This window comes from Streptomyces sp. WAC05292 (assembly GCF_003949955.1).
Lineage (GTDB): Bacteria > Actinomycetota > Actinomycetes > Streptomycetales > Streptomycetaceae > Streptomyces > Streptomyces globosus.
In genome coordinates this window covers 1-4,156 of the sequence record NZ_RPSE01000480.1, presented here as the reverse complement: position 1 = coordinate 4,156, position 4,156 = coordinate 1, and the positions used below count along the sequence as shown (strand labels likewise).

At 74.3% G+C, this 4,156-nt stretch carries 5 protein-coding genes; 2 read left to right on the top strand and 3 right to left on the bottom strand.

The features are described from left to right. Positions 1-1,145, top strand: a 1,145-nt coding sequence (locus EF903_RS29625; protein WP_125548081.1) for a hypothetical protein, incomplete at its 5' end; no start/stop codon positions are given. A gap of 82 nt (positions 1,146-1,227) precedes the next feature. On the opposite strand, the gene EF903_RS29620 is transcribed toward EF903_RS29625, so the two are convergent. Further along, the gene (locus tag EF903_RS29620) at positions 1,228-1,815 is read right to left on the bottom strand and encodes an RICIN domain-containing protein (RefSeq protein ID WP_125548080.1); all 588 of its coding nucleotides are present in this window, start codon (positions 1,813-1,815) and stop codon (positions 1,228-1,230) included. 131 nt (positions 1,816-1,946) lie between these two features. Between EF903_RS29620 and EF903_RS29615 the strand changes: the two genes are divergently transcribed. After that, a complete protein-coding gene (locus tag EF903_RS29615; RefSeq protein ID WP_125548083.1) occupies positions 1,947-2,582 on the top strand; it encodes a response regulator transcription factor in 636 nt (211 codons plus the stop codon). A gap of 69 nt (positions 2,583-2,651) precedes the next feature. On the opposite strand, the gene EF903_RS29610 is transcribed toward EF903_RS29615, so the two are convergent. Together EF903_RS29610 and EF903_RS29605 are read right to left on the bottom strand one after the other, a co-directional pair. Then, the gene (locus tag EF903_RS29610) at positions 2,652-3,065 is read right to left on the bottom strand and encodes a rodlin (protein ID WP_125548079.1); all 414 of its coding nucleotides are present in this window, start codon (positions 3,063-3,065) and stop codon (positions 2,652-2,654) included. Positions 3,066-3,201: 136 nt separating this feature from the next. Next, a complete protein-coding gene (locus EF903_RS29605) occupies positions 3,202-4,116 on the bottom strand; it encodes a virginiamycin B lyase (RefSeq protein ID WP_125548082.1) in 915 nt (304 codons plus the stop codon). Positions 4,117-4,156 lie beyond the last annotated feature (40 nt).

Below are 4,156 nucleotides of genomic sequence, written 5' to 3'. Positions count from 1 at the left end.
CGCCGAAGGACCCCAAGGGGTCCGCCCCCGCGCAGAACACTCCCTCGCCCGGCGCCTCCCCGAGCGGCTCCGCCGCACCGGACAAGGCGGTCGCCGTCGGTGACGTCATCGCCAGCGCCCCCGTCCCCGGAGCCCCCGACGGCCTCCTCGCGAAGGTCACCGAGGTCGGCCGGAAGACCGAGCGCGGCACCGAGGTCAAGACCGCACCGACGACCCTGTCCGCCGTTCTCAACGACGACAAGGCCGACGGCAAGGTCCCCGTCGACCCGTCCACCGTCACGGTCGAACCGCTGATGAAGGGCGTCACCTTCTCGTGGGCCAAGGGCCAGGGCCTGAAGTTCGGCCCGGAGGGCGCCAAGCTGCCGCTGGGCAACCTGCGCCTCGACGTGAACGCCCCCATCGAGACCGCCGCCGGCGCCCCCGTCTCCGCGGGCGCCTCGGTGTCCGGGTTCGTCCAGCTCGCGCCCACCGTCGAGTTCGCGTACGACGGGTCCGGCGGCACCGGCCCGCGCGGCGCGTTCCTCGGCATGAGCGGTGACTGGTCCTCGCAGTGGAGCCTCAAGGGCCACGCGGCCGCGACGACCGGCGGCCCGAAGCGGATCCCGTTCGCCAAGCTGCACAGCGCCCCCGTCATCCAGGTCGGCCCGGTGCCCGTCGTCGTCAACCTCGACCTGACCTGCTTCATCCAGGTGGAGGCCGACGGCCGCGTCACGCTGGAGGTCAAGCAGGACGTCAAGGGCGACTTCCGTGTCGGCGGCAGCTACGCCTCCGGCAAGGGGTGGACCCCGGTCAGCACCTCGAAGGTGGAGAGCACCCCCGTGACCGCCGAGGTCACCGCCGCCGGGAAGGTCAAGGCCGCGCTCGGCGCCGAGGCCGCCGTCGGCCTGTACGGGGCCGTCGGCGTCTCCGCCGAGTTCGCCCCCTACCTGCGGGGCGAGGGCGACGTGAAGGCCGCCGCCTCCACTGACGGCAAGGCGTCGGTCAGCGGCGCCTGGGCGCTCTACGGCGGCTTCGACCTGAGCGGCAACCTCCAGCTCCAGCTGTCGCTGTTCGGCACGCCGATCTTCGAACGGCGCATCCCGCTCGGCTCGCTCAACCGCGAATGGCACCTGGCCGGCGGCAAGGCCGCCGTCCAGCGCGGCTGACGACGCCCGGGCACGGGACCCGGACGGCAGGGCGCGGCACGGCGGGTGCGGAACCCGCCGTGCCGCGCCCCCGTTCACCGGCTCAGGCCGCGGCCGCCGCCCGGCCGAACTGGTCGTAGTTGTAGACCTCCATGAAGACGGGCCTCCAGGCGGACTCGCCGGCCCCGCAGGCGCCCAGCACCACGGGGGACCGCCGGCCGGTGTCCCGCAGGCACTGGCCCGAGGTCACCTCGACGAGCTCCCAGCGGTCCCCGGCGACCGGGGAGTTGCGCCAGGTGAAGACGCCGCAGCCGCTGCCGGTGCCGACGACGAGCGGCGCACCGGGAACCGCGCCGCCCTGCGGCGTGAGGCAGTACGCCCCGAAGATGCCGATCGTGAAGGTGCCGTCGCCGCCCTGGTGGAAGGTGAACCGCTGGTGCAGCGCGGTCTTGCAGTCGAACGTCTGGATGACCTTCCCCGGCGCGGGCCGTCCGCCGCCCTGCATGTCGAGGCACTTCCCGCTCGGCGGCTTCAGGGCGTACGTGTAGGCGCTGCGGAAGCTGGTGGTGTAGCGCACCCCCGGGTCCGCGGATGCCGACGCCGAAGCCGGCGCCGAAAGGAGCAGGACGAACAGGCCCGCGAGCGCGGCCAGCAGACCGCCCCCGCCCCAACGAACAGACTTGCCGGTCACGTGATCTCTCCTGTCTCAAGACCTTCTTGACGCCCTGAACGTAGCGAGATCAACTGATCACCCGGTACCCGCCCGTTCAGGGGGGTGCGTCACCGAGGGGTTCGTTTTCGGGGGTGCAGGTGGACGGCGCGGTGACCGGTGCGGTCACGGTGGCGGCGGTCGACGACGACCGGATGCTGCTGGACGGACTGCGCTCCTGGCTGGCGGGCACCGACCGGCTGCGGCTGCTCGCCGCGGTGCCCACCGTCGGGGACCTCCTCGCCGGCCCCGGCCGCACCGCCGAGGTGGTGCTCCTCGACCTCCTCCTGCGGGACGGCTCCGTACCGGAGGACAACGTGCGCCGGGTCCGGGCGGCCGGCCCCCGGGTCCTGGTCATCAGCACGGTCGCGGACCGCCCGCGGATCGTCTCCGCGGTCGCCGCGGGCGCGGACGGCTACCTCACCAAGGACCACGACCTGCCGACCCTGGTCGAGGCCGTCGCCACCGTGGCCGCCGGCGGTACGGCGCACTCGCCCGAACTGGCCTTCGCATGGGTCCACGACACGGCCGCCGACCGTCCCCGGCTGGCGCCGCGCGAGCTGGAGGTGCTGCGGTACTACGCCTCCGGGCTGACCCTCAAGGCGACGGCCCGCCGCGCCGGCATCAGCCCCAACACGGCCAAGTTCTACCTGGACCGGGTGAAGGAGAAGTACCGGGAGGCGGGCCGCCCCGCCTACACGAAGATCGACCTGGCCCGGCGGGCACGCGAGGACGGCCACGCCCCCTGACGGAGGCCGGCCCCGGCCCCGGCCCCGTGGTGCGGGGCGGGACCGGGGCCGGTGCGCGGTGGGCGGGCCTCAGCTGCCGGCGGAGAGGTTGCCGGAGAGGACCGGGATGTTGCTGAGGATGTGCGAGAGGGACTCGTCGCCCTTGGCCTGGGTGGAGTTCTCGGCGCACTGCTGGTTCATCGGGTTGGACAGGACGTTGACGTCCTGGACGCCGATGTTCGCCAGGATGGCGACCAGTGACTGCGCGTTCACCTTCACCGGCACGCCGAGGCACGGCTTGTTGAGCGAGCCCTGCACCAGGGAGGCCTGCGGGCTCAGCGCGCCCTCGGTCTTCTGGTTGCCGTAGATCTGCGCGGCGTTGTTGCCGTTCACGGTGTTGATGCCGTTGTCGTTGCCGATGGCCATGGCCGGGGTGGCCAGGGCGGCGCCCGCGCCGAGGAGGGAGGCGGCGACGACGACCGTGTTGGCGGCCTTCTTGAGCATCGTGTTCCTGTTCGTAGTGGGGGTTGCTGTTGCCCGTGCATGCAGTGCAACAGCGCAGCGGGGGAGAGGTTGCGCGCCACCACTCGCAGGAGTGACCGGGGGTCGCCCGCCGGTGGGCGGGCGACCCCCGGCCGCCTCATCCCCCGGCCGGGTCGAGGCGGGCGATCCCGCCGTGCTCCAGGGCCGCGTACAGGGCGCCGTCCGGGCCGAAGGCCAGGCCGTGGGGCTCGCTGCCGCTGCCGGGCAGCTCGTACGAGGACACCCGGCCGTCGGGGGAGAGCCGGCCGATGCGGCCCGTCGCCCACTCGGTGAACCAGTACGCGCCGTCCGGGCCGGCGGTGACGGCGTGCGGCCGGCAGCCCGGATCGGGCAGCGGGAACTCCGTGACCGCGCCGCCGGCGGTGATCCGGCCGATCCGGCCGGCGGTGATCTCGGTGAACCACAGGGCGCCGTCCGAGCCCGCGGCCAGTCCGACCGGTCCGCAGTCCGGATCCGGCAGCGGGTACAGGGAGATGTCGCCGCCCGTGGTGATCCGGCCGACGGCGCCGGCCCGGTTGAGGGTGAACCAGAGCGCGCCGTCCGGCCCGGCGGTGATGAAGGCGGGGAAGGCGTCGGCCTGCGGAAGCGGGAACTCCGTGACCGCGCCGCCGGTGGTGATCCGCCCGATCCGCCCGGCCGCGGAGAGGGTGAACCAGAGCGCGCCGTCGGCGCCCGCGGCGATGCCGTACGGGGCGGACGCGGACCCGGTGGCCGCGTCGGGGAGGGCGAAGGAGCGGATGCTGCCGTCGGTGGCGATGCGGCCGATGCGGTCGTCCCGCATGCGGGTGAACCACAGGGCGCCGTCGGGGCCCGCGGTGATCAGCGAGGGCCCGCAGTCCGCGTGGTCGAGGGGGAACTCCTCGACCGCGGCCATGCCGCCCCCCGGAAGCCCGGCGGCGGGCAGCCGGGCGATCCGGCCGGCGTGGACGAGGGTGCACCACACGGCGCCGTCGGGGCCCGCGGCGACCGCGGAGACGATCCGCGGGCGGTCCGCGACCGTGCTGATGACCAGGACCCGGGGGCCGGCCGCCCGGACCCGGCGCACGTTGTCC

Coding starts and splice junctions, on each gene's coding strand:
- EF903_RS29610 (WP_125548079.1), bottom strand. CDS start 3,065: ATGCTCAAGAAGGCCGCCAACACGGTCGTCGTCGCCGCCTCCCTCCTC.